Raw genomic sequence first — 26,412 nt, 5'->3', positions numbered from 1 at the left:
AACGATGGCCAAGAACACCAAGAAGGCGGACGAGCCCGTGCGCAGGACCGGCCTCTTCGAGTACGCGCCCGCGCCCGAGTCCCCCGCGGCGGCCGGCGAGATCGCCACCTCGTACGGCCACTTCATCGGCGGCGAGTTCGTCGACAGCAGTGGCAGCGAGGCCCTGAAGACCGTCAACCCGGCCACCGAGCAGGTGCTCGCCGAGTTCGCGCAGGGCACCGAGGAGGACGTCGACCGGGCGGTCGCCGCCGCCCGCAAGGCCTTCGCCGACTGGTCGGCGCTGCCGGGCAGCGAGCGCGCCAAGTACCTGTTCCGGATCGCCCGGATCATCCAGGAGCGCTCGCGCGAGCTGGCGGTGCTGGAGTCGATCGACAACGGCAAGCCGATCCGCGAGACCCGCGACGTCGACCTGCCGCTGGTCGCCGCGCACTTCTTCTACTACGCGGGCTGGGCCGACAAGCTGGACTTCGCCGGCTACGGCTCCAACCCGCGTCCGCTGGGCGTGGCCGGCCAGGTCATCCCGTGGAACTTCCCGCTGCTGATGCTGGCCTGGAAGATCGCCCCGGCGCTCGCCACCGGCAACACCGTCGTGCTGAAGCCCGCCGAGACCACCCCGCTGACCGCGCTGCGCTTCGCCGAGATCTGCCGTCAGGCCGGTCTGCCGAAGGGCGTCGTCAACATCGTCACGGGCGACGGTCGCACCGGCGCCGCGCTGACCTCCCACCCGGACGTCAACAAGGTCGCCTTCACCGGCTCCACCCCGGTCGGCCGGGCGATCGCCAAGCAGCTGGCCGGCACCCGCAAGAAGCTGTCGCTGGAGCTCGGCGGCAAGGCCGCGAACATCGTCTTCGACGACGCCCCGCTCGACCAGGCCGTCGAGGGCATCGTCAACGGCATCTTCTTCAACCAGGGGCACGTCTGCTGCGCGGGTTCGCGCCTGCTGGTCCAGGAGTCGATCCAGGACGAGCTGCTGGACGCGCTCAAGCGCCGGATGGACACCCTGCGGGTCGGCGACCCGCTGGACAAGAACACCGACGTCGGCGCCATCAACTCGGCCGCCCAGCTGGCCCGGATCACCGAGCTGACCGCGGCCGGCGAGGCCGAGGGCGCCGAGCGCTGGTCGCCCGCCTGCGACCTGCCGGGCGCCGGCTTCTGGTTCCGGCCGACCATCTTCACCGGCGTCAGCCAGGCCCACCGGATCGCCCGCGAGGAGATCTTCGGCCCGGTGCTCTCGGTGCTGACCTTCCGCACCCCGACCGAGGCGGTCGAGAAGGCCAACAACACCCCGTACGGCCTGTCGGCCGGCATCTGGACCGAGAAGGGCTCGCGCATCCTGTGGATGGCGAACCAGCTCAAGGCCGGTGTGGTGTGGGCCAACACCTTCAACAAGTTCGACCCGACCTCGCCGTTCGGCGGCTACAAGGAGTCGGGCTACGGCCGCGAGGGTGGCCGGCACGGTCTGGAGGCCTACCTCGATGTCTGAGTCGCTCCGTCTTGACGTCTTCAAGACCTACAAGCTGTACGTCGGCGGGAAGTTCCCGCGCTCCGAGAGCGGGCGGGTGTACGAGGTGACGGACAGCAAGGGCCAGTGGCTGGCCAACGCCCCGCTCGGCACCCGCAAGGACGCCCGCGACGCCGTGCTCGCCGCCCGCGCGGCGGTCAAGGGCTGGTCCGGCACCACCGCCTACAACCGCGGCCAGGTGCTCTACCGGGTGGCGGAGATGCTGCAGGGCCGGCGCGAGCAGTTCGCGGCCGAGGTGGCGGTCTCCGAGAACATCGGCGCCAAGAAGGCCGCGGCCCTGGTGGACGCCGCCATCGACCGCTGGGTCTGGTACGCGGGCTGGACCGACAAGGTCGCCCAGATCGCGGGCAACGGCAACCCCGTCGCCGGCCCGTTCTTCAACCTGTCGGTGCCCGAGCCGACCGGCGTGGTCGGCATCGTCGCTCCGCAGGCCGGGTACGGGCACTCGTTCCTCGGCCTGGTGTCGGTGATCGCGCCCGCCATCGCCACCGGCAACACGGTGGTCGTGGCCGCCGCCGCGGACGCCCCGCTGCCCGCCCTCTCGCTGGGCGAGGTGCTGGCGACCTCCGACCTGCCGGGCGGCGTGGTCAACATCCTCTCGGGACGCACCGCGGACATCGCCCCGACCCTGGCCTCGCACCAGGACGTCAACGCGGTGGACCTCACCGGAGCGATCGCCGCCGACGGCCCCGGCGCGGCGGCGGAGCTGGAGGCGTCCGCCGCGGATACCCTGAAGCGGGTGGTTCGACCCGAGGTGGACCCGTTCGCCCAGGACTGGACCGTTGCGCCCGGAACCGACCGGCTACTCTCCTTCCTGGAGACCAAGACGGTCTGGCACCCGATCGGGATCTGACCGGCTCCGGCCGGTCCGGAACAACTCCACAGACTGGCCGTCCCCAGTGCCCTACCCCCCCAGGGCCCGGACGTGCCATGACGGACCCGCGCCCACCCCCCCCTGGCGCGGGTCCGTCGACCTTCCGTCGACTTTCGTCGTCGCGGATCCAGCCGATCGGTGCTCCCCCTCACCCCGGCCGGGCCCGCAGACTCGGGCGGACGACCAGGAGGGGAACGACCGTGATGGAGATCGTCGGAGAACTGCTGCCCTGGGTGGCGGACGGGGTCCTGCGCAGGCTGCACGTGTCCCGCACCCGGAGGCGGCTGGCGGCGGGCAGGCCGGTCCGGATCCCGTGCGCGCTGCGCCGGGACGGCCCCGGCCCGACCCGGGAGCCCTACGTCGACGGACGGCTGCGGCTGGCCCCGGGCGCGGGCGCCGCCACCTTCACCGCCCGCCGCCGGGAGCCCGTGCCGCTGGCGGTCGGCGGCACCTTCCACGACCCCGAACCGGACACCTGGCACAGTCAGGACTGGGCCGCGAAGGCCTACCGCCCGCCCGGCGGCCCGCCGCTGTACCTCCAGGTCGACAGCCGGTACCTGCCGCTGCTGTACCCCGTCCTCGGCGGGGGCGCCCACCCGGCCGGGACGCCGCGACCGGCCTGAGCCCGCCGGCGGCGCACGCACGACGAAGCCCGGCTCCCCGCCCGCGGGCGGGGAGCCGGGCTTCGATAGCACTGCGGTCGGCCGTGCTCAGCCCTCGTCGGCGGTGCGGCGGCGGGCCGCCACGACCGCGCCCGCGCCGAGGGCCAGTGCGGCGGCGGCGCCGCCGACCTCCCAGGGCAGGGCGTCGCCGGCGCCGGTCGCGGCCAGCTGACCGCCGGCGGTGCGAGTGACCGTACCGGTGGTGGCGGCGGTGGTGTCCGCGGCCGTCGCGCCCACCGGGGAGGTCAGGCTCGCGCTCTGCACGCCACCGCTGCCGGCCCGAGCCGCCTGGTCCGCCGCGGCCTTCCCGGCGGCGGCCCGGTCCGCGGCGGCCTTCTCGGCGGCGGCCTTCTCGACCGCCTCCGCGGTGGCCTTGTCCTTGGCGGCGGCCGTGTACTGGCCGACCTTCAGGAAGGCCCGCACGTCCTCGACGGTGCCGTCGAGTGCCGCGACGGCGGCCTTGTGCACCTCGGGGCCGCCGCTGCCCAGGATCTGGAACAACCGCACCCGGTCGTCGGCCTCGCGCGCCGCGAACTGGCCCTTCTCCAGGAAGGTCCGCAGGTCCTGCGGGGTGCCGTCGAGCGCCTTCTGGGCGCCCTCGCGGACTCCCCGGCCGCTCTCCGGGTCGGCGAGCAGCCGCTGCACCTCCGCGCGGTCGTCCTCGGCCCGGGCGGCGTACTGCCCCACCTCCAGGAACTGCTCGATGCTCTCGGCCGTGTTGGTCTCCAGCGCGGCGAGCCCCGCCTTCTGCACCGCGGGGCCACCCGCACTGATGAGCTGCGACACCCGTACCCGGTCGTCCGAGAGCCGCGCCCGGTACTGCCCGACCTCCAGGAACTGCCGGACGTCCTCGTTCGTGCCGTTCATGGCGGCCTGGCCGGCCTCCCGCACCGCGCGGCCGCCCTCCTCCATGATCTGGGAGACCAGGATCCGGTTGTCCGTCGCGCGGGCCGAGTACTGGCCGGTCTCCAGGAAACGCCGGACGTCCTGGGCCGTACCGTCGAGCGCCTTACGGGCCTCCTCCCGCAGGACCCGGCCGCTCTTCGGGTCGGCGAGGATCAGCCGGACCGCCTCCCGGTCCTCCGCCTCGGCGGTGGGGGCCGTCGGGTCACCGGCCGGGGCCGCGTCGGGGGCCGAGGTGCCGGCCGGCGGGGTGGTGTCGCCGGTCCCCGCGGCCGAGGCCGTCGAGGGGAAGAGCACGGTCGGTGCGATCGCGGCCGCAACGAGGACGGCCGATACCCGAGCCAACTTCATCCGCTGAACCCTCTTCTGTTCGGGAAGATCACTAACGTGGTCAGCGTAGATCTTTCTTGACCATCCCATGACCGAATATTCGGACACCGGCGGGCCCGGCCCCGCCCACCTCCGGCGCCACCTGCCGCCACCCGCCCGGCGCCGCCGAAGCGGCTGCGGAAAGTGCCGTCCGACCCGTTTCGACATCACCGCCCGATGCGTCAGACTGGTGTCTCGTGAGTGACTCCCCGCTGAACCCCGTGCCGACAGCCCGCGCCCTGGTCGTCCTGCTGTCCGGACCGTCCGGATCGGGGAAGTCCTCGCTGGCCGAGCGCAGCGGGTACCCCGTGCTCCAGCTCGACGACTTCTACAAGGACGGGGACGACCCCACCCTCCCGCTGCTGGACGACGGCGCGACCGACTGGGACTCCCCGCTCTCCTGGCACCGCGACCAGGCCGTCGCGGCGATCCGCGCCCTCACCGAGACCGGCCGCGCGGACGTCCCGGTCTACTCGATCCCCGACAACGGCCGGGTCGCCACCCGCACGCTGGACCTCGGCGGGGCGCCCGCGTTCATCGCCGAAGGCATCTTCGCCGCCGAGATCGTCGCGCAGTGCGCGGCCGAGGGCCTGCTCGGGGACGCCCTCTGCCTGCGCAACCGCCCGCTGACCACCGCCTGGCGGCGACTGCGACGGGACGTCCGCGAGGGCCGCAAGTCGTTGCCCGTCCTGCTGCGCCGCGGCTGGCGGCTGATGCGCGCGGAGCGCGGCATCGTCGCCCGCCAGGTCGAGCTCGGCGCGTACGCCTGCGCCGGCCCCGAGGCGGGTCGCCGGATCGTGGCGGTGGCCGTGCGGCCGGCGGGCGTCCCGGTCGGCGCCTGAGGTCCTCGGCCGGCGCGGTCTGAAGCCCTCGGCCCGCGGCCGCCCGCCGCCCGGGGCCGGTCACGTCCAGGGCAGGTCGCGCCCAGGGGAGGACGCGCTCAGGGCAGGTCGCGGCGCATCAGGTCCTCGTAGCTCTCCCGGCGCACCACCGCACGGTGCCCGCCGTCCCGGCAGAACACCACCGGGGGCCGCCGGGCGCCGTTGTAGTTGTTGCTCAGCGCGTACGTGTAGGCCCCGGTGGCCGGGACGGCGACCAGATCGCCCGGACGCGGGTCGCGCAGCGGGACGCCGGCGCTCAGCACGTCGCCGGACTCGCAGTGCCGACCGACCAGCCGGCACCGCCCCCCGCCGCCGACCCGGGTGGCCACGGTGGCCTCGAACCGCTGGCCGTAGAGCGACACCTCCAGGTTGTCGCCCATCCCGCCGTCCACCGCGACCACCGGCTGGACGTCCGGCTTGACCGTCACCACGCGGTACAGCGACACCCCGGCCTCCGCGACCATCGAACGGCCCGGCTCGATCAGGATCCGCGCGCCCGCCGGCAGCACCATGCCGGCCGTCTCCACCAGGGTGTCCAGGTAGTGCTCGACGCTCGGCGGCCGGTCCGCGTACGTGTAGCGCGCGCCGAGGCCGCCGCCCAGGTCGTACACCGCGAACTCGCCCAGTTCGGCGAGCGCCTCGACGGCCCGCGCGAACGGCGAGAGGTCCGTGATCTGCGAGCCGACGTGCGCGTGGACGCCGTCCAGCCGCAGCCGGTCGCTGCCCCTCAGCCGGGCGATCGCCTCCCGTGCCTGCGGGAGCGGCAGTCCGAACTTCGAGCCGGCCTGGCCGGTCGCGACCGCCGCGTGGGTGTCGGGGCGGATGTCGGGGGTGACCCGGACCAGGACGCCCTGGGCGCGGCCGGGCACCTCGGCCACGATGCGCTCCAACCGGTCGATGTCGTCGAAGCCGTCGACGACGACCAGGCCCGCGCCCGCCCCGACCGCGAGCCGCAGCTCCTCCTCGGTCTTGGCGTTGCCGTGCACGACCAGCCCCGCCGGATCCGCACCCGCGGCCAGGGCGAGGGCCAGTTCGCCGCCGCCCGCGACATCGATGCCCAGTCCCTCCTCCGCGAGCACCCGGTACACGGCGCTGCAGGGAAAGGCCTTGGAGGCGAAGGCCACCCGGGAGTTGGGCCAGCGGGCGGCCAGGCCGTCGGCGTACCGGCGGGCCCGGGCCCGCAGCGCCCCCTCGTCGACCAGCAGGGCCGGCGTGCCGTAGGTCTCCGCCAGTTCCGTCACCGGGACGCCGCCGATCAGCAGCGTCCCCTCGCCGTCCAGGGCGGTGCCGGGCGGGAAGAGCCCCAGCAGGTCGTCCCCGGTCCTCGCCGCGGCCGCGCCGCCCGCCGGCTGCCCGGCCCCCGGGAACCGGGCACCGACCGGTCCCGCCGTGAGGGTCCGCGTGGTGGGCTGCCGGGCCGCGGGGGTGACGGCGGCGAAGCTCATCGACTGCCTGCCTTTCCTGTCCATCGGGAGGTGACCGCCGCGCGGGGGCACGGCGGTGGGGCGTGGGAAAGCGGTGTGTGCACCATCCTCGGTGTGCCGGTCGGGCAGGTCTTTGGCGCAAACGCCTAAGGTTGTGGGGTGGAGCTCGCGCAATCGCCAATCGTCGACGGCACCAGCGAGGAGCTGTTCGCCCTCGCCAACGCCGTCGCGGCCGTGCTCGGCGGCTCGGTGGCCGTGGAGGACCTCGACCGGCGGGTCCTCGCCTACTCCTCCCTGCCCGGCCAGGCGATGGACGACCTGCGCCGGCGCGGCATCCTGGCCCGCAGGGTCCCGGACGAACCGGACCAGCAGGGGCAGTACCGCGAGGTGCTCACCGCGCCCGGAGTCGTCCGGCCGCCGACCCTGAGCGAGGGCGAACTGCCCCGCGCGGCCGTGGCGATCCGGGCCGGCGACCTGCCGCTCGGCACCATCTGGGCGATCGAGGGCCCGGCCGCCCGCACCCCGGACGGACGGCTCGAACCGGCCGCCGAGCGCGCCCTGCTGGACGGCGCCCGGCTCGCCGCCCTGCACATGCTGCGCCGCCGCAGCTCCGCCGAACTCGACCTCTACGCCCGGGAGGACGCGCTGCGCGGCGCGCTCAACCGCAGCGGGCCGTCGGCCGAGGCCCGCTACCGGCTCGGCCTGCCCGACCGGGCCCGGCTGACCCTGCTCGGCCTGGCACCGGAGCGCTCCGCCGGCCGCGAACCGCCGCCGCTGGTCCGGTTGGCGGCCACCGCCGCCCGGCACTGGGCCGCCGTGCACGCCGACGCGGCCGTCACCGCCGCCGGCCGCACCGTGTACGTGCTGCTCCCGGAGCTGGACCAGGCGGCCGTGCGCCGGCTCGCCGAGCAGGCCGTGACGACCCTCGCCCGGACCTTCGACACCCCGCTGCGGGCCGCCTTCAGCCGCCGGGTCGACGACCTGGAACAGCTGCCCGAGCTGCGCTCCGAGGTGGACGACATCCTGCGGGTCACCACCGCGCGGGCCGACGCGCCCGAGGTCGCCGACCTCACGGACACCCACGCCGGGGTGCTGCTCGCCCACGTCGCGGACGAACTCGCCCGGCTGCCGCGGCTGCGGCATCCGGGCATCGAGGCGATGCTCGCGCACGACCGGGCGCAGCAGACGGCCTACGCGGCCTCGGTCACCGCCTGGCTGGACGCCGTCGGCAACGTCGCGCAGGCGGCCGAGCGCCTCGCGGTGCATCCGAACACCCTCAAGTACCGGCTGCGGCGGGCCCGGGAGCTGTTCGGCCTCGACCTGGACGCCCCGGACGAGCGGCTGGCCTGCTGGCTGCAACTGCGGCTGCCCGCCTGAGCCCGTCGCCCGCACGGGCCGGGCCGGGCAGGACCGGGCAGGGCAGGACCGGGCCTCAGCCGGCCCCCGGAGCAGGCCTCAGGGGCGGGAACCACGCCCCGGGTACGGCGAAACGGCGGCCGGGCCCGGGGCCCCCCCCCCCCCCGGGGCCCGGCCGCCGTTCACGGCCGCGGGCTTCCCCCGCGGCGCCCGCTCCCCCGAGCAGGCACCGCGATCCCACGGCCTTTCCGTCCCGTCCCCCGACGGGAGTCACGCACCACGGGGTTCCCCCACCGCGCCCGCTCCCCCGAGCGGACGCCGCGATCCCGCGGCCCTTACCGTCCCGTCCCCCGACGGGAGTCCTGTGGTGGTGCCCGTCACGCCACCAGCTCGCCGAAGGCGTGCGCGGTGTCGCCGGTGCGGTTGAGCTGCTCGTCGTCGCGCAGCCGGCGCAGCGCGCGCCAGATGCTGCTCTTGACGGTGCCGACGCTGATGCCGAGCACGTCGGCGATCTCCGGGTCGGTCTTGCCCTCGTAGTAGCGGAGCACCAGCATGGTCCGCTGGTTCTCGGGGAGCTTGGCGAGCGCCTGCCAGAGCACGGCGCGCAGCTCGGTGCCGCCCATCGCGTCGGTGTCGCCGACCGTCTCCGGCAGCTCCTCGGTCGGGTACTCGCTGACCTTGCGGCGCCGCCAGGCGGAGATGTGCAGGTTGGTCATGGTGCGGCGGAGGTAGCCCCCGACCGCGGCCTTGTCGGTGATCCGGCCCCAGGCGCGGTAGGTGCTGAAGAGCGCGCTCTGCAGCAGGTCCTCGGCCTCGTAGCGGTCACCGGTCAGGTGGTAGGCGGTGGCGTACAGGGAGGCGCGGCGCTCGCGCACGTACGCGGTGAACTCCGTGATGTGGTCCTCCGCGGCGGGCGAGGGCTCCCCCTGCGCGCCTCCCTGCACTCCCTCGCCGGTGCGCCCCGCCGCGGGAGACAGCCGCAGCAGCGTCGCACCTGCGGCCTCGCGCCCGTCCGGCTCCCCCGAACCGAACGTCGCCAGGCCGTTCCCCGTACCCCCCGGGGTGTCCTTGCCCTCGACGCGGACGGGGAGGATGCCCCGCAGCGTCAGGGTGTTGGCGGAGTCGGCCGCGTTCCCCCGGCGTCCGATCCCGTACAGCTCCCCCGCCCTGCCCACGCCACCCACCCGGCGTGCGGCAGGGTTCCCACCGGTGCCGTGTGCGCACCCCCGTACGACGACGGCACCGGAAGTCTCGTCGGTCCTGACCTCGTACCGCGTCCGGCGGGCCGGCTGGGTGCCGGCCGACGAACGCGCGTTCCGCACAGCCGGGTTGCTCCGGGTCTGAAGCGATGCGTTCATCGTGCGCCCCCTTGGTCGGTACGAGCGGTTCCCTGCGCCGCCTCCCCGACCGGCCGGTTGGCCTGCCGTGGTGCGGCGACAAGGAAAATCCTGCCCGCCCGTTGTGATGAGGCTGTCCGCCGACTGTCACAGGGCTGTCACAGCGGCCCGAGTCCGATCCGGGTTCCCCACTGCTCGCACCCGAGGACGCCGGAGGACCGCTCTCCGGTTGCAGCCGCTCCTCACCGGTCCGGTCCGCCGCCGGGGGCCCTCGGGAGGGTCCGACGGCGGCGGCACCGGGCCCGGCTCCGGGTGCCGCCGTACGGGGCACGACGGCGGGGGTGATTCGGCGAGCCGGGTGGGCCAGAATGAGGCCGTGCCTTTCCTCCTTCTGATCGAGGACGACGACGCCATCCGGACCGGCCTCGAACTCGCTCTCACCCGCCAGGGCCACCGCGTGGCCGCCGCCGCCTCGGGCGAGGACGGACTGAAGCTCTTCAAGGAGCAGCGTCCGGACCTGATCGTCCTGGACGTCATGCTGCCCGGAATCGACGGCTTCGAGGTGTGCCGCCGGATCCGGCGCACCGACCAGCTGCCGATCATCCTGCTGACCGCACGCTCGGACGACATCGACGTGGTGGTCGGCCTGGAGTCCGGCGCGGACGACTACGTCGTCAAACCGGTGCAGCCGCGGGTGCTGGACGCCCGGATCCGTGCCGTGCTGCGGCGCGGCGAGCGGGAGAGCTCCGACTCATCCGCGTACGGCTCGGTGGTGATCGACCGCTCCGCGATGACCGTCACCAAGGACGGCGAGGACCTCCAACTGACGCCCACGGAGCTGCGGCTGCTGCTGGAGCTGAGCCGCCGGCCCGGCCAGGCGCTGTCCCGTCAGCAACTGCTGCGGCTGGTCTGGGAGCACGACTACCTCGGCGACTCCCGGCTGGTGGACGCCTGCGTGCAGCGGCTGCGGGCCAAGGTGGAGGACGTGCCCTCGGCTCCGACGCTGATCCGCACGGTGCGCGGCGTGGGCTACCGGCTCGACCCGCCGGCCTGACCCGCCGCGCCGCGGAGCCGGGGCCCAGGCCCGGGGCGGCGCACCGGGATCCGCCCGACCAGACATCCACGACGACTACGCGACAGGCTCACGTGACAGACCTTCAGGGGACCCGGCGGTTCGGGCCGGTGCGGTGGCGCCGGCTGCGCTCGTTGCGCGTGCGACTGATCGCGGTGTTCGCCGTGGTCGCGCTGACCACCGCCGTGTCCGCCTCCGGGATCGCCTACTGGCTGAACCGGGACGCGGTGCTCAAGCGCGCCCAGGACACCGCGCTGAACGACTTCCGGGTCTCGCTGACCCGCAACGTGTCGGAGCTGCCGCTGAACGCGACCTGCGAGGAACTCGCCGGGCTCGCCAACCAGGTGGCCAGCTCCGGGCTCAGCTACGACGTGGTGGTGGTCGACGACGCGCACCCGGAGTGCACCGCCTCCTCGGACCCGTCGCTCTACACCCTGGCCGAGGTGCCGGCGGCGCTGCGGAGCACGGTGAACAGGCCGCGGGAGCTGACCGCGAGCAACCCCGACGCGTACCACCTGTACTGGCAGCGGCAGAACCTCGCCGGCCGCCCGTTCCTGATCGGTGGCACCAGGGTCGTCCCGACCGGCCCCACCGCCTACATGTTCAAGTCGCTGGAGAACGAGCGGGCCGACCTCAACACCCTCGGCTGGTCGCTGGCGATCGCCACCCTGCTCGCGCTGATCGGCTCCGCGCTGCTCGCGCAGGCCGCCTCCGCCACCGTGCTGCGGCCGGTCAAGCGGCTGGGCGAGGCCGCCCGGCAGCTCGGCGAGGGCCGGCTCGACACCCGCCTGGAGGTCGAGGGTTCGGACGAACTGGCCGATCTGGCAAGGACGTTCAACCGGACGGCGGAGTCCCTGCACGAGCAGGTCGAGGAGTTGAGCGCCCGCGAGGCGCAGAGCCGGCGGTTCGTCGCCGACATGTCGCACGAGCTGCGTACGCCGCTGACCGCGATGACGGCGGTGACGGACATCCTGGAGGACGAGGCCGAGTCGCTGGACCCGATGATCGCGCCGGCCGTCCGGCTGGTGGTGAGCGAGACCCGGCGGCTCTCCGACCTGGTCGAGAACCTGATGGAGGTGACCCGCTTCGACGCCGGCACGGCCAAGCTGGTCGCCGACGAGGTGGACATCGCCGACCTCATCATGTCCTGCATCGACGGCCGGGCCTGGTACGACGCGGTGGAGGTGGACGCCCCCCGCGGGGTCCGGGCGGTGGTCGACCCGCGCCGGCTGGACGTGGTCTTCGCCAACCTGATCGGCAACGCGCTCAAGCACGGCGGCTCGCCGGTCCGGGTGAAGGTCCGCGAGCGCGGGGAGAACGTGGTCGTGGATGTCTCCGACAGCGGGCCGGGCATCCCCGAGGACGTGCTGCCGCACGTGTTCGACCGCTTCTACAAGGCGGACAAGGGCCGGGCCCGCTCCGAGGGCAGCGGCCTCGGCCTGTCCATCGCGATGGCCAACGCCCAGATACACGGCGGCACCATCGAGGCCGCGAACGGCGAGCAGGGCGCGGTCTTCACCCTGACCCTGCCGCTCACCCAGCCCCGGCCCGCCGACCAGGACGAGGACACCCGATGAAGGCCTGCCCCGACCATCGACGGCCCGCCGACGGCCGGGCCGCCCCGCTCCGCGGCCCGGCGGCCCGGGGCGTGCGCCCGGTCGCCGGGCGCCGCACCACCCGCCCGCTGGTGGCGGCCGCCGCCGTGGCCGGCGCGCTGCTGGCCGTCCTGGCCACCGGCTGCGGCATCCGCCCGACCGCCGTGCCGGTGGACGCCGGCCGGCCCGCCAGCCGGACGGCCTGCCCGAGCCCGGTGCAGGTCCCCACCGCGGCGGCGACGCCGACCGCCGACCCCAGCGCGCAGCGGGCACCCGCGGCCACCTCGCCGACCCCCCGCCCCAGCTCCTCGGCCAGGGCGGCGGCCGGCAACGGCGCGTCCCCCTCGGCCGCCCGGACTCCCGCGGCGGCCCCGACCGCCGTCGCCCCGGGCCCTGCGGTGACGTCCGTCCCGGCGGACGGCGTCTTCAGCGCCCTCCCCTCGCCCTCGACCGGCGGGACCGGTCAGCCCGGTTGCCCCTGAGCCGTGGCGCCGGCCGTGAAGCCGACGGCTGAGCCACCGAGTCACCGAGTCACCGAGTCGCTGTGAAGGGTTGGCGACCGGCGGGAACCGAGGCGCACCGGGCTCGCGTCCTCCCCGGTGTGCAGCGAGATGGCACCAGCACACGCGCCGAGCGTGTCGGAGTGCGGACCGAGAACGAGCCGACCGGGCCGAGGCCGGCTCCGCCGTCCGCCGCCGAGGTGTCCCGCCCGCTCCGGGCGGCCGGCCTGACCGCGCTGGTGATCCATCTGCTGGCGGTGGGCTGGTTCGTGCTGCGGCCGCTGCCGGTGGCCTGGGTGTACGACACCAATCTGACCCCGTTCGGGTCCGTCCGGCGGGCCTTCGAGCTCGGCGACGCGGCGGGGCTCCGGCAGCTGGCCTGCGAACTGCTGCTGCTGGCCCCGCTCGGGGTGCTGCTGCCACTGGCCCGGGGCCGGGTGCGGGCCGCCTGGTTCCCCTCCTTCCTGCGGGTGGCGGGGGTGTCGGCGCTGCTGGCCACCGGCCTGGAGTTCGCGGCGTCCTGGGTGCCCGGCCACGTGCTGGACGTCGACCACATCCTGCTGGGGGTGGCCGGGGCCTCGGTCACCCACCTCGCGGTGGTACCGGCCGCCCGGGCCGTGCTCCGGGCCCGGCCGGCCGCGGGCGACCGGCCCGCTCCGGCAGCCGCCGCACCGGCGGCGGCTGCGGCTCCCGTCGCGGTGCCCGTCCCGGCCACCGCGAACCTCGGCGCCGGTTACGGCCGCCCCACCTCGCAGCTGCGCTGAGCCGGGCCCGCCCCTCCGGGGCGACCCTGAGCAGGACCCCGAGACCAGGCCGTTCGGCCCCGGTGAGAAAGCCAGGGGCCCGGTCGCCTTCGGGGCTGACGCCCGCGCGGCCCGCCCTGCGGAGGATGGAGACACGCCCACCGGAGAGACCGGCACCGGGCCGAAACCCTTCGGAGACTGTGATGAGCCGCCTCGCCCGCCCCCGCCGCAACCGAGTCATCGCCGGCGTCTGCGCCGGGATCGCCGAGCGCTTCGGTCTGACCCCGTGGACCGTCCGGGTGCTCTTCGTGCTGTCCTGCCTGCTGCCCGGCCCGCAGTTCCTGGTCTACCTGGCGCTCTGGCTGCTGCTGCCGCAGGAGCCGTGACCCCGCCGGAGCCGCCTCCGGTACGCGTGAACGGGCCGGCTCGATCAGCCGCCGAGGCCGGGCACGGCGCCGCCGAGGGCGCCGGTGAGACCGCCGACCGGCGTGCTGCTGAGCCCGGGGACGGCGGGCAGGCCCGCGCGCGGGGCGGCCTCGGCGGCGGGAACGGCCTGCCCGGCGCTCGGGGCCAGGGTGCCGACGGTGCTGGCGACCCGGTCGCCGCCCGGCAGGCTGCTGACGGCGTTCGTCGCGGCACCGGTCAGGGCGGGGTTGGTCAGCGCGCCGACGGGGGTGCCGAGCCCGCCGGTGGCGGCGGGAGCGGCGGACGCGGTGCCGGCGGCGGCCGCGGCCATGGCGACGCCGAGAGCGGCGACGCCGGCGGCCTTGAGAGTGGCCTGCTTCATGAGTTGGTCCCCTTGAATCCTCGTCGGTGGCAGGCGTACGGGCGTGTCGGACTGCACCCGCCGCCACACCGTGTCAGCAACGACTGGCACACCGTAGTGACTCCGTCGCATGCGGATCAAAGCCGCTTCACTCACACGGCCCAGTTGTCCGATGAACGCCGATCCCTCGCGGAGTCGGCGCCCATCAGCCCACGGCCACCGCCGGAACTCAGCCGCCCACGCTGAACAGCCACTCCGCCTTGAGCTCGGCGTAGCCCGGCTTGATCACGTCGTTGATCATCGCGAGCCGCTCGTCGAAGGGCAGGAAGGCCGACTTCATCGCGTTGACCGTGAACCACTCCATGTCGCCCAGGGTGTACCCGAAGGCCTCCACCAGGTGCCCGAACTCGCGGCTCATGCTGGTGCCGCTCATCAGCCGGTTGTCGGTGTTGACGGTGACCCGGAACTTCAGCCGGCTCAGCAGCCCGATCGGGTGCTCGGCGTAGGAGCTCGCCGCCGCCGTCTGCAGGTTGGACGTCGGGCACATCTCCAGCGGGACGCGCTTGTCGCGCACGTACGCGGCGAGGCGACCGAGCTCGACGGCGCCGTCCTCGTGCACGGTGATGTCGTCGATGATCCGCACGCCGTGGCCGAGCCGGTCGGCGCCGCAGCACTGCAGGGCCTCCCAGATGGACGGCAGGCCGAAGGCCTCGCCCGCGTGGATGGTGAAGTGGTTGTTCTCGCCCTTGAGGTAGTCGAAGGCGCCCTGGTGACGGGTCGGCGGGTGGCCGGCCTCGGCGCCGGCGATGTCGAAGCCCACCACGCCGTGGTCGCGGAACCGGTTGGCCAGCTCGGCGATCTCCTGCGAGCGGGCCGCGTGCCGCATCGCGGTCAGCAGCGTGCCGACCCGGATCCGGTGGCCGGCCGCCCGGGCGTTGGCCTCGCCGAGCCGGAAGCCCTCGTTGACGGCCTCGACGACCTCGTCCAGGGTGAGGCCGCCCTCCAGGTGCTGCTCGGGGGCGTAGCGCACCTCGGCGTAGACGACGCCGTCGGCGGCGAGGTCCTCCGCGCAGTCGGCGGCGACCCTGACCAGCGCCTCGCGGGTCTGCATCACGGCGCAGGTGTGCGCGAAGGTCTCCAGGTAGCGCACCAGGGAGCCGGAGTCGGCGGCCTCGCGGAACCAGAGGCCGAGCTTGGCCGGGTCGGTGGTGGGGAGCCCGTCGTAGCCGCAGGCGGCGGCCAGCTCGACGATGGTCTCGGGCCGGAGCCCGCCGTCGAGGTGGTCGTGCAGCAGCACCTTGGGCGCACGGGCGATCTGGTCGGGGGTGGGGATGCGGGGGCCGGTGGTGCCCGCGGTGACGGGGATCTGCTTCTCCATTGCGGGAGTGTAGCGCCTACGCGCGTAGATTCCCTAGCACGAATCACGCCCGGCACGGAACCGTCGCCCGGATTCCACCGAAGGGCCCCCGACCGACACCTCCCGTGAGCTGCGCGGCCACCCGGCCGGCGGCCCGCTCTCAGTCATGGTCCAGCAGTCGCCCCCGCCGCGACAGCACGAAGTCGCGGAAGGCCGCCACCGGCGGCGTCATCGGCCGGCCCGCCGCCCAGGCCAGCCCGATCGCCCGCCGGGTGCGCGGCGCCGTCACCTCCAGTTCGACCACCCCGGGCCGGGCCACCAGCGCCGGCGGCAGCAGCGCCACCCCCAGCCCCGCCGCGACCAGCCCCCGCAGGGTCTCGGCCTCCTCCCCCTCGAAGGCGATCCGCGGCGCGAACCCGGCCTCCGCGCAGAAGCCGTCGGTGATCGCCCGCAACCCGTACCCCCGCTCCACCGCCACGAACGGCTCCCGCGCCACCTCCGCCAGCCGGATCCGCCGCCGCCCCGCCAGCCGGTGGCCGTCCGGGACGACCAGCGTGAGGCGCTGCTCGTCCAGCGGACGCGCCGTCAGGTCCGGCGCGTCCGGCAGCGGGGAGACCAGGCAGAGGTCCAGCTCGCCGGCCCGCAGACGCTCCAGCATCGCCGCCGTGTAGTCCTGCACCAGCTGGAACCGGATCTGCGGCTGCGCCGCCCGGAACCCGCGCAGCAGCGCCGGCACCGCGTCCGTCCCCATGGTGTGCAGGAACCCGAACGCCACCCGCCCGCTCGCCGGGTCCGCCTCCGCCCTGGCCGCCTCGGCGCCGCGCTCCAGCTCCGCGAGCGCCCGCTCGACCGAGCCCAGCAGCAGCCGGCCCGCCCGGGTCAGCCGGACGGTCCGGCCCTGACGGGCCAGCAGGTCCACGCCCAGCTCCTCCTCCAACCGGGCCACCGCCCGGGACAGGGTCGGCTGCGGCATCCCGAGCAGCTGCGCCGCCCGGGTCACGTGCTCCAGCCGGGCGACCGCCGCGAACTGTGCCAGCCGGGGCGCCAGCTGAGCCACCGCCGTCTCCGGCCCCAGCTCGGCCGGCCGGATCGGCAGCTCCACGGCCGGCTCCCCCGCCGACCGCCCCGCCGCCCGCCCGACCGGCTGCCCGACCGCCCCTGTGCCGACCCGTGCCGCCGACTGCCCGGTGCCGTCCGTCACGTCGTCCCCGCTCCCCGGCGGCGGCCTTCGGCCCTGCCACCTCGACTCATGCCCGTACGCATCGATTTCGAGTCAATCATGCATTGGACGCATCAGTCGGCCCGGTCCTACGGTCATGCCATGCCACCCGCCAGTACCGGGGCATCCGCGGCCACCGAGCCGACGGGTGCCCTCACCCAGTCGTCCCCCGCCACCGAGACCCGCAGCGGGGCGGTCGGCACCGACCGCCGCCACCGCCCCGGCGACCGCGCCTTCCGGCGCGCCAACCTGGCCCTGTTCGCCGCCGGTGTCGCCACCTTCGTCCTGCTGTACTCGACCCAGGGCCTGCTGCCGATCCTCTCGGCCGACCTGGACCTCACCCCGGGCCAGGCCAGCTGGACGGCGTCGGCCGCCACCCTCGGCCTCGCCCTGGCCCTGCTGCCGGCCAGCGCCCTGTCCGACCGCTACGGGCGCACCGCGGTGATGACGGCCTCCATGCTGGCCGCCTCCGCGCTGGCCCTGGCACTGCCGTTCGCCCCCGACCTCACCACCCTGGTGGTGCTGCGCGTCCTGCAGGGCGCCGCCCTCGCCGGACTGCCCGCCACCGCCATGGCCTACCTGGCGGAGGAGGTCCACCCGAGCGCGCTGGCCTCCGCGATGGGCCTGTACGTCGCGGGCAACAGCATCGGCGGGATGGGCGGCCGGCTGGTCTCCGGCTGGGCCGGCGCCGCCTGGGGCTGGCGCTGGGGCCTGGCCGCCTCCGCCGCGCTGGCCCTGCTCGCCGCACTGGCCTTCCGGCTGCTGATCCCGGCCGCCCGGCACTTCCGCCCGGCACCGGTCGACGCCCGCGCGCTGGCCCGCACCGTCGGCAGCCACCTGCGCAACCCGCTGCTGGCCCGGCTGTACGCACTCGGCATGCTCTTCATGGCGGTGTTCGGCGCCGTCTACAACACCGTCGGGTACCGGCTGACCGCCGAGCCGTTCGGCCTGCCGCAGTCGCTGGCCGCCTCGATCTTCGTGGTCTACCTGGTCGGCACCGCCACCTCGGCCGCCGCCGGCCGGCTCGCCGGCCGACTGGGCCGCCGCGGCGCGCTCTACGTGGCGATCGGCGTCACCGCCGCCGGCCTGCTGCTCTCGTTGAGCGAGTCGCTGGTGGGCGCGCTGCTCGGCCTGGTGCTGATCACCGGCGGCTTCTTCGCCGGCCACGCCACCGCCTCCAGCTCGGTGGGCCGCACCGCCACCCACGGCCGCGCCCAGGCCTCGGCGCTCTACCTGATCGCCTACTACCTGGGGAACAGCCTCGGCGGCACGGTCGGCGCCGACGCCTACCACTCGGTCGGCTGGGACGGCGCCGCCGCCGTCGGCCTCGCCGCGATGACCCTCGCCGCCGGCGTCACGCTGTACGCGACCCGGCAGGCGGTGCAGGCCCGGCGGTCCATGGCCGTCGATACACTCCGGGCATGAGCATCGACCCTGCCGGGTATGCCCGGTTGCGCGAGATCGCCGACCGGCTGCCGCAGGTGCCGGGGATCGGGAAGGTCGAGATCGCCGAGGGCGGGATCGTCCTGGCGCCGTCGCCGGTCAACCGTCATGAGCTCGCGGTGCTGCGGATCGCCCGGCAGCTCAACGCCCAACTCCCGAACACCCACCCCGGGTACATCGCCCACGGCGGCGCCGACCTCGAAGACGCGGGGCTCGGCAGACTGCGGAACCCGGATCTGATGGTCTTCCGGGAGGAGGCCCTGGACGTCGAGAAGCCGGCCCTGCTCCCCCATGAGGTCCTGCTGGTCGTGGAGATCGTCTCCAAGTCCAACCCCGAGAACGACTACCACCACAAGGTCCGCGACTATGCCGCCATGGGCATCCCGCTCTACCTGCTGATCGACCCCCGCAAGGGCACCGGCATCGTGCACGACGAACCCGGGTACACCTCCCGCACGGAGTTCGCCTTCGGCGACACCGTCACCGTCGGCCCGTGGTCCCTCGACACCAGTGTCCTGCGCACCTACGCCTGACCGGACGGACCGGACGGACCGGATCAGGGAATCGGAGTCACCACCATGCGTCTGCGCGCCCGCGGCCACCACGGCTTCCGTTAGTTACGCCAGGACCCTCCTGGCGGGCTACGGAGCGCCATGTCCCGCACGATCAGTCACCTCCCGCACCGGCCCGTCGACACCGGCGTGCCCTGGAACGAGCGCCGCCGGAGCGAGCCCTGCCGCCGTGCGGCCCTGCACACCCTGCGGTACAGCACCGCACACCTCGACCGGGCACGGGCCGAAGGCCGGCGCCCGACCCCCGAGCGGATCCGGCTGACCCTGGAGATCCACTCCTACGGCAACGCGTTCCGCGACAGCGCCTGGATGGGCCGCTTCACCGACCTCGCCGAGCGCGGCGCCCGCCAGGCGACCCGGCTCCGGCTGCGGGAGATCCTGCTCCTGGCCGCCTTCGAGGACGCCGAGGTGGAGCCCACCCGCCACCGTCACGGCGCCCTGTGGGACTCCTGGTGATGCGCGCGGGCCCCGCCGGTCGCGCCGGCGGGGCCCGCTCCGCTCTGCCGGGGCGCGGTTACGCGATCCGGTCCAGCACGATCGGCTTCGGCGTGAACACCGTGCCCGCCGGGTCGACCACGATGCCGCCGGCGAGGGCCTCGATGGCGTACTCGTAGCGCTCGGGGGTGTCGGTGTGCAGGGTGAGCAGCGGCTGACCGGCCACGATCGGGTCGCCGGGCTTGGCGTGCATCTCGACGCCGGCGCCGGCCTGCACCGGGTCCTCCTTGCGGGCGCGGCCGGCGCCGAGGCGCCAGGCGCAGACGCCGACGGCGTACGCGTCGAGGGTGGTGAGGATGCCGGAGGAGGTGGCGGTGATGACGTGCTGCTCGCGGGCGACCGGCAGCGGGGCGTCGACGTCGCCGCCCTGGGCGCTGATCATGCGGCGCCAGTGGTCCATCGCGGAGCCGTCGCGCAGCGCGGCTGCCGGGTCCTTGCCGTGGACGCCGGCGGCGGCCAGCATCTCGCGGGCCAGCGCGACGGTCAGCTCGACCACGTCGGCGGGGCCGCCGCCGGCCAGCACCTCGACGGACTCGCGGACCTCCAGCGCGTTGCCGGCGGTCAGGCCGAGCGGGGTGGACATGTCGGTGAGCAGGGCGACGGTGTTGACGCCGGCGGCCTTGCCGAGGCCCACCATGGTGCGGGCGAGCTCCTGGGCGTCGGCGAGGTTCTTCATGAAGGCGCCGGAGCCGACCTTGACGTCCAGGACCAGGGCGCCGGTGCCCTCGGCGATCTTCTTGGACATGATCGAGCTGGCGATCAGCGGGATCGCCTCGACCGTGCCGGTGACGTCGCGCAGCGCGTACAGCTTCTTGTCGGCGGGGGCCAGGCCGTCGCCGGCCGCGCAGATGACGGCGCCGGCGTCGCGCAGCACGGTCATCATCTCGTCGTTGGAGAGCAGCGCCCGCCAGCCGGGGATGGACTCCAGCTTGTCGAGGGTGCCGCCGGTGTGGCCGAGGCCGCGGCCGGAGAGCTGCGGGACGGCGGCGCCGCAGGCGGCGACCAGCGGGGCGAGCGGCAGGGTGATCTTGTCGCCGACGCCGCCGGTGGAGTGCTTGTCGGAGGTCGGCAGCGGGAGGGAGGAGAAGTCCATCCGGACGCCGGAGCGGATCATCGCGTCGGTCCAGCGGCTGATCTCGCGCAGGTTCATGCCGTTCAGCAGGATGGCCATGGCGAGCGCGGACATCTGCTCGTCGGCGACCTCGCCGCGGGTGTAGGCGTCGATCACCCAGTCGATCTGGGCGTCGGTCAGCTCGCCGCTGTCGCGCTTGGTCCGGATGACGGAGGGGGCGTCCATGGGGTTCTCCAGGAGGGTCGGAAAAGCGAAGAGTGCCGCGAGCCGACTGGTTCACACAGCCTCTCGCGACACTCTACGCGCGTAACAAACGGAACGGCCAGAGCCGCTCCCAAGACCTACAGGCGCTCGGGCCCGAACGCGTCGGGGAGCACCTCGCTCATCGGCCGCAGGCCGGTGGGCAGGTCGACCAGCAGGTCCGGGCCGCCGTGCTCGTACAGCAGCTGACGACAGCGCCCGCACGGCATCAGCAGCTCGCCCGCGCCGTCGACGCAGGTGAACGCGACCAGCCGGCCGCCGCCCGAGGCGTGCAGCGCGGAGACCAGCCCGCACTCGGCGCAGAGGCCGAGCCCGTACGAGGCGTTCTCCACGTTGCAGCCGCTGACGGTCCGCCCGTCGTCCACCAGCGCCGCCGCCCCGACCGGGAACTTGCTGTACGGGGCGTACGCGCGTGCCATCGCCTCGCGCGCCTCCCTGCGCAGCGCGTCCCAGTCGACCGCGGGCGCGGGCGTCACTTGCCCTGCCCCTTGCGGTAGATCTGCCCGTCGGCCTTCGGCGGCCGCAGCCGCTGCGAGGCCAGTGCGAGCACCACGAGGGTGATCACGTACGGGGTGGCGACGATCAGCGGACGCTGCACCTGGTCGGTCAGCGCGTACCAGGCGCCGAGGCCGCCGGCCACCACGAAGCTGATCACGGCGGGGACGTACTTGCGGCGGTACAGCTGCCAGAGGGCGAACAGGCCCATGGCGAGCGAGACCACCAGGATCAGCACGTGCACCGACTCCGGGTCGCGCAGCTGGAGGCTGTCGGTGAAGCCGAACAGGCCGGCGCCGATGGCGAGGCCGCCCGGCATCCAGTTGCCGAAGATCATCGCGGCGAGGCCGATGAAGCCGCGTCCGAGCGTCTGGCCGTCCTTGTAGAAGTGCGCCGCGACCAGCGAGAGGTACGCGCCGCCGAGGCCGGCGAAGGCACCCGACGCGATCACCGCGATGTACTTGTACTTGTAGACGTTGACGCCCAGCGACTCGGACGCCGTCGGGTTCTCGCCGCAGGACCGCAGCCGCAGGCCGAACACCGTGCGCCAGAGGACGAAGTAGCTGGCCACGATCAGCGCCGCGGCCAGGACCACGACCACCGACAGGTTGGTGACCAGGCCGCCGAGCACACCCGCGACGTCGGAGACCACGAACCAGTGGTGGCTCTCGATGTCCTTCAGGCCGCTGGAGAGCCCGGGGACGGTGATGTACGGCAGCGGATCCGCGGGCGGCGACTGGTTGGCACCGGCGCCGAACGGGATGTAGTCCTTGTAGTAGATCTTGTTGACGTACGCGCAGATCCCGGGGATCAGCAGGTTGACGCCGACACCGGACACGATGTGGTCCACCCCGAAGGTCACCGTGACCACGGCGTGCAGCAGACCGCCGAGCGCGCCGCCGAGCATGCCGGCCAGCAGGCCGAACCAGGGGTTGACCAGGTAACCGGCCCAGGCGCCGCAGAAGGTGCCGGCGATCATCATGCCTTCGAGGCCGATGTTGACCACGCCGGCCCGCTCGGACCAGAGGCCGCCGAGACCGGCCATGCCGATCGGCACGGCCGCGCCGAGCGCCGCCGCGATCTGCCCGGAGGAGGTCAGGCTGTGGTTGCCCGTCGCCATCCCCACCGCGGAGAACAGGATCGTGGCGCCCGCGATCAGCAGCAGCACCACCGACAGCGAGAGCTTGCGCTTCTTGGCGGGCGCGCTGCCCGGCGTCTTCGCGCGAGCGGTGGTTGCGGTGCTCATGCGGACACCTCCTTCTTGGCGGTCGACGCGGCCAGCGCGGCGAGTTCGGCGCCCACCTTCTGCTGCTGGCGCTTGAGGCCGTAACGGCGCACCAACTCGTAGGCGACGACGACGCAGATGACGATGGTTCCCTGCATGACCTGGACGATCTCGAACGGGAAGGCCCCGTTCTGCGGCAGCGGCAGCTGGGTGCCGCTGACGTCCAGGAAGGCGAACAGCAGCGCCGAGAAGACCATCCCGATCGGGCTGTTGCGGCCGAGCAGGGCGACCGCGATGCCGGTGAAGCCGAGGCCGGCCTGGAAGCTCTGGCCGTAGTAGAAGGAGTTCTGCAGCAGATCGGGCAGGCCGATCAGACCGGCCAGCGCGCCGGAGACCGCCATGCTGATCAGCACCATGCGCTTGACGTTGACGCCCGACGCGGTGGCGGCGCTCTCCGAGCGGCCGGTGGCGCGCAGGTCGAAGCCGAAGCGGGTGCGGTTCAGCGTGAACTGGAACGCGACACCGACGATCACCGCGATGACGATGAAGCCCCAGAGGGTGCCGCCGGCCGTCTCGATCGAGAAGAAGTGGCTGGAGGCCGAGACCGGGTTCGTCTGGATGCTGTTGGTGGTGGTGCCCTTCTCCGGCGCGAAGATGCCGGGGACGAGCAGCAGGCCGACCACCGCGCTGGCGATGGCGTTCAGCATGATGGTCGAGATGACCTCGCTGACGCCCCGGTAGACCTTCAGCAGACCGGCGATGCTGGCCCAGAGGCCACCGACCAGCATGGCGGTGATCAGCAGCAGCGGGATCTGGATGAAGGCCGGCAGGTCCATCTGGCCGCCGACGTACGCGGCGAACAGGGCCGCGATCCGGTACTGGCCCTCGACACCGATGTTGAAGAGGTTCATCCGGAAGCCGAAGGCGGCAGCGGCGGCGGCCAGGTAGTAGACGGTGGCCCGGTTGAGGGTCAGCACCTGGCCGTCCGACTTGGTGCCGTACGTCAGCATGACGTCGAAGGCGTCCAAGGGGTTCTTGCCCGACACCAGCAGCAGGATCGAGCAGATCACCAGCGAGAGCAGCACGGCCAGCACCGGCGCGGCCAGGCCGAGCGCGATGCGCTCGCCGTCGAAGCGCTTGGCCGGCTTCACCGCGGTGGGCGTGGGGCCGTCGCCGCCGACGGGCGCGCCGTCGGCAGAGTGGGAACTGGTCATGGGTTACTCCCCCGCCTGCGGGTCGTCGGCGGTGTCGGTGGTGGCGTCCGTCGTGCCCGGCGCGTGCCCGGCTGCGCCGGACTCGGCCTCGGTGCCCTCGGCGGCGACCGCGCGGTCCTCCGCGACGGCCTCCGGCTCCGACTCGATGTGGCCCGAGGCGGCGCCGGTCATCGCGGTGCCCAGGTCCTCGGCGGTGACGGTGGCCGGGTCGGCGTCCGCGACCAGCCGGCCGCGGTAGATCACCCGGATCGTGTCGGACAGGCCGATCAGCTCGTCCAGGTCCGCCGAGATCAGCAGGACGGCCAGGCCCTCGCGCTGGGCGGCGCGGATCTGCTCCCAGATCTGCGCCTGCGCGCCGACGTCCACACCGCGGGTGGGGTGGGAGGCGATCAGCAGCTTGGGCCGGTGGCTCATCTCGCGGCCGATGATCAGCTTCTGCTGGTTGCCGCCGGAGAGCGAGGCCGCCGTGACCTCGATGCCGGGGGTGCGGACGTCGTACTCCTTGACGATCCGCCAGGTGTCCTTGCGGGCGCCGGCCGCGTCGAGCAGCGGGCCCTTGGAGTTGGGGGCCTCGGTGACGTGCCCGAGGATCCGGTTCTCCCAGAGCGGGGCCTCCAGCAGCAGGCCGTGCCGGTGGCGGTCCTCGGGGATGTACCCGATGCCGGCCTCGCGCCGGGCCCGGGTCAGCGTGCCGGTGAGGTCCTTGCCGTCGAGGGTGACGGTGCCGGCGTCCAGCGGGAGCATGCCCATGATGGCCTCGACCAGCTCGGGCTGTCCGTTGCCCTCGACGCCGGCGATGCCGAGGATCTCGCCCTTGCGGATCCGCAGCGAGATGTCGTCCAGCACGACCCGCTCGATGCCCTCGGCGTCGGCCTTGGCGATCCGCAGGCCCTCCACCAGGAGCATCTCGGTATCGGTGACGGTGGACTCGCGGCTCTCGGGGGAGGGCAGCTCGGCGCCGACCATCATCTCGGCGAGCTGGCGGGCCGTCACGGTCTTCGGGTCCGCGTCGCCGACGGTGGTGCCGCGGCGGATGACGCTGATCGCGTCCGCCACCGCCAGCACCTCGTGCAGCTTGTGCGAGATGAAGATGACGGTGACGCCCTCGGCCTTGAGCTCGCGCAGGTTGGCGAAGAGCGCGTCGACCTCCTGCGGCACCAGGACGGCGGTGGGCTCGTCCAGGATCAGGATGCGGGCGCCGCGGTAGAGCACCTTGAGGATCTCGACCCGCTGGCGGTCGGCCACGCCGAGGTCCTCGACCAGCGCGTCGGGGCGCACGCCCAGGCCGTACTGGTCGGAGATCTCCCGGATCTTCGCCTTGGCCTTCGCTCCTATGCCGTGCAGCTTCTCCCCGCCGAGAACCACGTTCTCCCAGACGGTGAGGTTGTCGGCGAGCATGAAGTGCTGGTGCACCATGCCGATGCCGCGGGCGATGGCGTCACCGGGGGTGGCGAACTCGGCGAGCTCGCCGTTGACGGCGATGGTGCCCTCGTCGGGGCGCTGCATCCCGTAGAGGATCTTCATCAGGGTGGACTTGCCGGCGCCGTTCTCGCCCATCAGGGCGTGCACGGTGCCTCGTCGCACGGTGATGTCGATGTCGTGGTTGGCCACGACGCCGGGGAAGCGCTTGGTGATGCCGCGCAGTTCGACGGCCGGTGTCGCCGTCCCCGCGCTGGGGGTGCCGCCCTTGCTCAGGGCGGGGTCGGAAGCGGTGATGGCGGTCTCCTGGTGGTCTGGAGGCGCGTCGTTGCGCTGGAGGGCCAAAAGTCTTGAGGGGACGGGACGGGGCCCGGGGGTACGCGCTGAGCGCACCCGGCCGGGCCCCTCCCTGATGCTGCGTCAATCATCCCGCCGCCCGGCAGGTGGCAGCGGTATCGACGTCCTGTTCCGCGCGCCTTACGGGGCGGTCGGGACGGTGGTGGCGCCGCTGGTGATGGCCGTGGTGGCGGCGTCCAGCTTGGCCTTGATGTCGTCGATGTGGCCGCCGGTGGTGGCGAGCGAGACGCCCTGGGCCTTCAGGTCGAAGTTCTTCACGCCGGTGAGCGGCGCGTTGTCCTTGATCGACTTGATGTAGGTGTACACCGCGGTGTCCACGTTCTTCACCATCGAGGTGAGGATGACGTTCTTGTACTTCGCCAGGGCGGGCTGGCTGGCCTGGTCGGAGTCGACACCGATGGCCCAGGAGCCCGGCTTGTTGGAGACGGCCTCGATGGAACCGCTGCCGGAGGAGCCGGCGGCCGCGTAGATGACGTCCGCGCCCTTGTCCAGCTGGCCCTGGGCGGCCTCCTTGCCCTTGTCGGGGGAGGAGAAGCCGCTGAAGTCCGGCGGGGTGGTGAGGTAGGTCGTCTCGATCTTGATGTTCGGGTCGACGGACTTGGCACCCGCCGCGTAGCCGGCCTCGAACTTCTTGATCAGCTCGGACTGCACGCCACCGATGAAGCCGATGTGCTTCGCCTTGCTCTTGTTGGCGGCGGCGACGCCGGCCAGGTAGGAGCCCTCCTGCTCGGAGAAGGTCAGCGAGGTGACGTTCGCCGGCTGGGTGGAGGAGGCCGAGTCGATGATCGCGAACTTGACGCTCGGGTTCTCCTTGGCGACCTTCTCGACCGCGGACTGGTAGACGAAGCCCACCGCGATGATCGGGTTGTAACCGCCGGTGACCAGGCTCTTCAGCCGGGTCTCCTTGTCGGCCTCGGCCTCGCCGGTCTTGGCGTCGGCCTCGGTGATCTGGACGCCCAGGTCGGCCTTGGCCTTGTCGAGACCGCGAGCGGCGGAGTCGTTGAACGACTGGTCGCCGCGGCCACCGATGTCGTAGGCCATGCCGACCTTGATGCCGGAGTCACCGGAGGCACCGGCGGAGGCGGTCGTGTTGTCGGTGCTCTTTGCGCCGCAAGCGGCGAGCGAGGCGATGCCCAGGGAACCCGAGAGCACAACCGCAGCGAGCTTCATAGAACGGCGCAAGGGAGTATCTCCTTCTCACACGCACCCGTTTAGCGTGGTCGGACGCCACCGTAACGCGCGTAGAACACGGTTGTGTTACGGCTCGTTCGGGCATCCG

Annotated in this window: 25 protein-coding genes; 13 read left to right on the top strand and 12 right to left on the bottom strand. The window is 73.6% G+C overall.

Annotated features, from left to right (window positions below; genetic code table 11):
* Window positions 1–4 precede the first annotated feature (4 nt).
* The 3 genes from ACFTWP_RS07470 (at window position 5) to ACFTWP_RS07460 (ending at window position 3,019) form a co-directional block, all read left to right on the top strand.
* Entirely contained in the window at window positions 5–1,483 is a 1,479-nt protein-coding gene (locus ACFTWP_RS07470) for an aldehyde dehydrogenase family protein (protein WP_380263280.1), read from the top strand.
* A complete protein-coding gene (locus ACFTWP_RS07465) occupies window positions 1,476–2,375 on the top strand; it encodes an aldehyde dehydrogenase family protein (RefSeq protein WP_380263279.1) in 900 nt (299 codons plus the stop codon). The genes ACFTWP_RS07470 and ACFTWP_RS07465 overlap by 8 nt, the downstream gene beginning before the upstream one ends.
* A 224-nt stretch (window positions 2,376–2,599) precedes the next feature.
* A complete protein-coding gene (locus ACFTWP_RS07460; RefSeq protein WP_380263278.1) occupies window positions 2,600–3,019 on the top strand; it encodes a hypothetical protein in 420 nt (139 codons plus the stop codon).
* 87 nt (window positions 3,020–3,106) lie between these two features.
* Here the strand turns inward: ACFTWP_RS07460 and ACFTWP_RS07455 are convergent, their stop codons facing one another.
* Window positions 3,107–4,312: an ALF repeat-containing protein gene (locus ACFTWP_RS07455; RefSeq protein WP_380263277.1), complete on the bottom strand. Its 1,206-nt coding sequence runs from the start codon at window positions 4,310–4,312 to the stop codon at window positions 3,107–3,109.
* A 215-nt stretch (window positions 4,313–4,527) separates the two neighbouring features.
* Between ACFTWP_RS07455 and ACFTWP_RS07450 the strand changes: the two genes are divergently transcribed.
* A complete protein-coding gene (locus ACFTWP_RS07450; protein WP_380263276.1) occupies window positions 4,528–5,172 on the top strand; it encodes an ATP-binding protein in 645 nt (214 codons plus the stop codon).
* 98 nt (window positions 5,173–5,270) lie between these two features.
* Here the strand turns inward: ACFTWP_RS07450 and lysA are convergent, their stop codons facing one another.
* Window positions 5,271–6,656 carry a diaminopimelate decarboxylase gene (gene lysA / locus ACFTWP_RS07445; protein ID WP_380263275.1) on the bottom strand — a complete coding sequence of 462 codons (1,386 nt, stop codon included), beginning with the start codon at window positions 6,654–6,656 and terminating at the stop codon, window positions 5,271–5,273.
* A gap of 138 nt (window positions 6,657–6,794) precedes the next feature.
* Here lysA and ACFTWP_RS07440 point away from each other — a divergent pair, with 138 nt between their 5' ends.
* Complete coding sequence (locus ACFTWP_RS07440) at window positions 6,795–8,012, top strand: PucR family transcriptional regulator (protein WP_380263274.1); 1,218 nt, start codon at window positions 6,795–6,797, stop codon at window positions 8,010–8,012.
* 356 nt (window positions 8,013–8,368) lie between these two features.
* Here the strand turns inward: ACFTWP_RS07440 and ACFTWP_RS07435 are convergent, their stop codons facing one another.
* Window positions 8,369–9,031, bottom strand: coding sequence for a SigE family RNA polymerase sigma factor (locus tag ACFTWP_RS07435; protein ID WP_380263340.1), 663 nt, complete (start codon window positions 9,029–9,031; stop codon window positions 8,369–8,371).
* 673 nt (window positions 9,032–9,704) lie between these two features.
* Here ACFTWP_RS07435 and ACFTWP_RS07430 point away from each other — a divergent pair.
* The 5 genes from ACFTWP_RS07430 to ACFTWP_RS07410 all read left to right on the top strand — a co-directional run bounded on the left by ACFTWP_RS07430 (window position 9,705) and on the right by ACFTWP_RS07410 (window position 13,624).
* Window positions 9,705–10,382: a response regulator transcription factor gene (locus tag ACFTWP_RS07430; RefSeq protein ID WP_184918780.1), complete on the top strand. Its 678-nt coding sequence runs from the start codon at window positions 9,705–9,707 to the stop codon at window positions 10,380–10,382.
* Window positions 10,383–10,474: 92 nt separating this feature from the next.
* On the top strand, window positions 10,475–11,977 hold the full coding sequence (locus ACFTWP_RS07425) for an ATP-binding protein (RefSeq protein WP_380263273.1): 1,503 nt from the start codon (window positions 10,475–10,477) through the stop codon (window positions 11,975–11,977).
* On the top strand, window positions 11,974–12,477 hold the full coding sequence (locus ACFTWP_RS07420) for a hypothetical protein (RefSeq protein ID WP_380263272.1): 504 nt from the start codon (window positions 11,974–11,976) through the stop codon (window positions 12,475–12,477). The genes ACFTWP_RS07425 and ACFTWP_RS07420 overlap by 4 nt, the downstream gene beginning before the upstream one ends.
* A 161-nt stretch (window positions 12,478–12,638) precedes the next feature.
* The gene (locus ACFTWP_RS07415) at window positions 12,639–13,259 is read left to right on the top strand and encodes a VanZ family protein (protein ID WP_380263270.1); all 621 of its coding nucleotides are present in this window, start codon (window positions 12,639–12,641) and stop codon (window positions 13,257–13,259) included.
* 182 nt (window positions 13,260–13,441) lie between these two features.
* On the top strand, window positions 13,442–13,624 hold the full coding sequence (locus ACFTWP_RS07410) for a PspC domain-containing protein (protein ID WP_380263269.1): 183 nt from the start codon (window positions 13,442–13,444) through the stop codon (window positions 13,622–13,624).
* A gap of 44 nt (window positions 13,625–13,668) precedes the next feature.
* Here the strand turns inward: ACFTWP_RS07410 and ACFTWP_RS07405 are convergent, their stop codons facing one another.
* The 3 genes from ACFTWP_RS07405 to ACFTWP_RS07395 all read right to left on the bottom strand — a co-directional run bounded on the left by ACFTWP_RS07405 (window position 13,669) and on the right by ACFTWP_RS07395 (window position 16,463).
* Entirely contained in the window at window positions 13,669–14,025 is a 357-nt protein-coding gene (locus tag ACFTWP_RS07405) for an ATP-binding protein (protein WP_380263268.1), read from the bottom strand.
* A gap of 208 nt (window positions 14,026–14,233) precedes the next feature.
* On the bottom strand, window positions 14,234–15,382 hold the full coding sequence (locus ACFTWP_RS07400; protein WP_380263267.1) for an adenosine deaminase: 1,149 nt from the start codon (window positions 15,380–15,382) through the stop codon (window positions 14,234–14,236).
* Between the two features lie 139 nt (window positions 15,383–15,521).
* The gene (locus ACFTWP_RS07395) at window positions 15,522–16,463 is read right to left on the bottom strand and encodes a LysR family transcriptional regulator (RefSeq protein WP_380263266.1); all 942 of its coding nucleotides are present in this window, start codon (window positions 16,461–16,463) and stop codon (window positions 15,522–15,524) included.
* Between the two features lie 219 nt (window positions 16,464–16,682).
* Between ACFTWP_RS07395 and ACFTWP_RS07390 the strand changes: the two genes are divergently transcribed.
* The 3 genes from ACFTWP_RS07390 to ACFTWP_RS07380 all read left to right on the top strand — a co-directional run bounded on the left by ACFTWP_RS07390 (window position 16,683) and on the right by ACFTWP_RS07380 (window position 19,051).
* Window positions 16,683–18,005 (top strand): MFS transporter, encoded by a 1,323-nt coding sequence (locus tag ACFTWP_RS07390; RefSeq protein WP_380263265.1) that lies wholly within the window; start codon window positions 16,683–16,685, stop codon window positions 18,003–18,005.
* Window positions 18,002–18,556: a Uma2 family endonuclease gene (locus tag ACFTWP_RS07385; protein ID WP_380263264.1), complete on the top strand. Its 555-nt coding sequence runs from the start codon at window positions 18,002–18,004 to the stop codon at window positions 18,554–18,556. The genes ACFTWP_RS07390 and ACFTWP_RS07385 overlap by 4 nt, the downstream gene beginning before the upstream one ends.
* A 120-nt stretch (window positions 18,557–18,676) precedes the next feature.
* The gene (locus tag ACFTWP_RS07380; protein ID WP_380263263.1) at window positions 18,677–19,051 is read left to right on the top strand and encodes a hypothetical protein; all 375 of its coding nucleotides are present in this window, start codon (window positions 18,677–18,679) and stop codon (window positions 19,049–19,051) included.
* A 58-nt stretch (window positions 19,052–19,109) separates the two neighbouring features.
* Here the strand turns inward: ACFTWP_RS07380 and ACFTWP_RS07375 are convergent, their stop codons facing one another.
* From ACFTWP_RS07375 to ACFTWP_RS07350, 6 genes are all read right to left on the bottom strand, one after another.
* Window positions 19,110–20,387 (bottom strand): thymidine phosphorylase, encoded by a 1,278-nt coding sequence (locus tag ACFTWP_RS07375; protein WP_380263262.1) that lies wholly within the window; start codon window positions 20,385–20,387, stop codon window positions 19,110–19,112.
* A 116-nt stretch (window positions 20,388–20,503) separates the two neighbouring features.
* Complete coding sequence (locus ACFTWP_RS07370) at window positions 20,504–20,899, bottom strand: cytidine deaminase (RefSeq protein ID WP_380263261.1); 396 nt, start codon at window positions 20,897–20,899, stop codon at window positions 20,504–20,506.
* Window positions 20,896–22,164 (bottom strand): ABC transporter permease, encoded by a 1,269-nt coding sequence (locus ACFTWP_RS07365; protein WP_380263260.1) that lies wholly within the window; start codon window positions 22,162–22,164, stop codon window positions 20,896–20,898. The genes ACFTWP_RS07370 and ACFTWP_RS07365 overlap by 4 nt, the downstream gene beginning before the upstream one ends.
* Window positions 22,161–23,357: an ABC transporter permease gene (locus ACFTWP_RS07360; protein ID WP_380263259.1), complete on the bottom strand. Its 1,197-nt coding sequence runs from the start codon at window positions 23,355–23,357 to the stop codon at window positions 22,161–22,163. The genes ACFTWP_RS07365 and ACFTWP_RS07360 overlap by 4 nt, the downstream gene beginning before the upstream one ends.
* A 3-nt stretch (window positions 23,358–23,360) precedes the next feature.
* On the bottom strand, window positions 23,361–24,914 hold the full coding sequence (locus tag ACFTWP_RS07355; RefSeq protein WP_380263339.1) for an ABC transporter ATP-binding protein: 1,554 nt from the start codon (window positions 24,912–24,914) through the stop codon (window positions 23,361–23,363).
* 339 nt (window positions 24,915–25,253) lie between these two features.
* A complete protein-coding gene (locus ACFTWP_RS07350) occupies window positions 25,254–26,315 on the bottom strand; it encodes a BMP family protein (RefSeq protein WP_380263258.1) in 1,062 nt (353 codons plus the stop codon).
* Window positions 26,316–26,412: the final 97 nt, after the last annotated feature.

The organism is Kitasatospora sp. NPDC057015, assembly GCF_042673745.1.
Lineage (GTDB): Bacteria > Actinomycetota > Actinomycetes > Streptomycetales > Streptomycetaceae > Kitasatospora.
The sequence above is the reverse complement of the archived record's forward strand: the minus strand, read 5'-3'. Positions and strand labels throughout refer to the sequence as shown.

Excerpts from the sequence above, each read along its gene's own strand:
- ACFTWP_RS07390 (WP_380263265.1), top strand. The coding sequence starts at position 16,683 with ATGCCACCCGCCAGTACCGGGGCATCCGCGGCCACCGAGCCGACGGGT.
- ACFTWP_RS07400 (WP_380263267.1), bottom strand. The coding sequence starts at position 15,382 with ATGGAGAAGCAGATCCCCGTCACCGCGGGCACCACCGGCCCCCGCATC.
- ACFTWP_RS07360 (WP_380263259.1), bottom strand. The coding sequence starts at position 23,357 with ATGACCAGTTCCCACTCTGCCGACGGCGCGCCCGTCGGCGGCGACGGC.
- ACFTWP_RS07470 (WP_380263280.1), top strand. The coding sequence starts at position 5 with ATGGCCAAGAACACCAAGAAGGCGGACGAGCCCGTGCGCAGGACCGGC.
- ACFTWP_RS07420 (WP_380263272.1), top strand. The coding sequence starts at position 11,974 with ATGAAGGCCTGCCCCGACCATCGACGGCCCGCCGACGGCCGGGCCGCC.
- ACFTWP_RS07355 (WP_380263339.1), bottom strand. The coding sequence starts at position 24,914 with ATGGGCGAGAACGGCGCCGGCAAGTCCACCCTGATGAAGATCCTCTAC.
- ACFTWP_RS07410 (WP_380263269.1), top strand. The coding sequence starts at position 13,442 with ATGAGCCGCCTCGCCCGCCCCCGCCGCAACCGAGTCATCGCCGGCGTC.
- ACFTWP_RS07365 (WP_380263260.1), bottom strand. The coding sequence starts at position 22,164 with ATGAGCACCGCAACCACCGCTCGCGCGAAGACGCCGGGCAGCGCGCCC.
- ACFTWP_RS07465 (WP_380263279.1), top strand. The coding sequence starts at position 1,476 with ATGTCTGAGTCGCTCCGTCTTGACGTCTTCAAGACCTACAAGCTGTAC.
- lysA (WP_380263275.1), bottom strand. The coding sequence starts at position 6,656 with ATGAGCTTCGCCGCCGTCACCCCCGCGGCCCGGCAGCCCACCACGCGG.
- ACFTWP_RS07380 (WP_380263263.1), top strand. The coding sequence starts at position 18,677 with ATGTCCCGCACGATCAGTCACCTCCCGCACCGGCCCGTCGACACCGGC.
- ACFTWP_RS07405 (WP_380263268.1), bottom strand. The coding sequence starts at position 14,025 with ATGAAGCAGGCCACTCTCAAGGCCGCCGGCGTCGCCGCTCTCGGCGTC.
- ACFTWP_RS07385 (WP_380263264.1), top strand. The coding sequence starts at position 18,002 with ATGAGCATCGACCCTGCCGGGTATGCCCGGTTGCGCGAGATCGCCGAC.
- ACFTWP_RS07460 (WP_380263278.1), top strand. The coding sequence starts at position 2,600 with ATGGAGATCGTCGGAGAACTGCTGCCCTGGGTGGCGGACGGGGTCCTG.
- ACFTWP_RS07375 (WP_380263262.1), bottom strand. The coding sequence starts at position 20,387 with ATGGACGCCCCCTCCGTCATCCGGACCAAGCGCGACAGCGGCGAGCTG.
- ACFTWP_RS07455 (WP_380263277.1), bottom strand. The coding sequence starts at position 4,312 with ATGAAGTTGGCTCGGGTATCGGCCGTCCTCGTTGCGGCCGCGATCGCA.